The sequence below is a fragment of the Stenotrophomonas sp. P5_B8 genome (genome assembly GCF_054049855.1).
On the sequence record NZ_JBFULO010000862.1, the window covers coordinates 1 to 605 of the forward strand.

Below are 605 nucleotides of genomic sequence, written 5' to 3' on the forward strand. Positions count from 1 at the left end.
ACTCCAGGAAGGCATGCTCTTCCACTACCTGATGGCCGACAAGGGCGACCCCTACCTCATCTGGAGCATCTACAACGTCGAGGATCGAGCCACTCTGGACGCCTATGTGGATACCTTCAACCAAGTCATCGCGCGCCACGACATCCTGCGCACCTGCCTGCGCTGGGAGAATCTGCGCGATCCTGTCCAGGTGGTGGTGAGGGAAGCCAAGGTCCAGGTCGAAGACGTCGATCTCGACCCGGGCGACGGGGATCTCATCGAGCAGATGAAGACACGCTTCAGCCCTACCCACTACCGGCTTGACCTGCGGACGGCACCACTGGTGAAACTGCTGGTCGCCAACGATCCGCATAGCGGCCGGCTGATTGTCATGCAGCTCATGCACCACCTCACCACTGACCGGACGACAGGTGACGTGGTGACCTCGGAGATCATCGCGATCATGACTGGGCAGGCGCAGAGCCTGCCAACGCCGGTTCCCTACCGCAACTTCGTCGCCCATGTGAAGTCAAGCCAGCAGGACAGTCGACCCGATGCATTCTTCAAGCAGATGCTGGGGGACGTACAGCGCACCACTGCGCCATTCGGCCTGCTCAACGTGCACC

General features: G+C 61.0%; 1 protein-coding gene. It reads left to right on the top strand.

Translation table 11 applies throughout. The annotated features are described in order from the left end of the window. Window positions 1-13: 13 nt before the first annotated feature. Window positions 14-605 (top strand): condensation domain-containing protein (locus ACXJKH_RS21875; protein ID WP_457322532.1); only part of this gene is annotated, 592 nt, incomplete at its 3' end.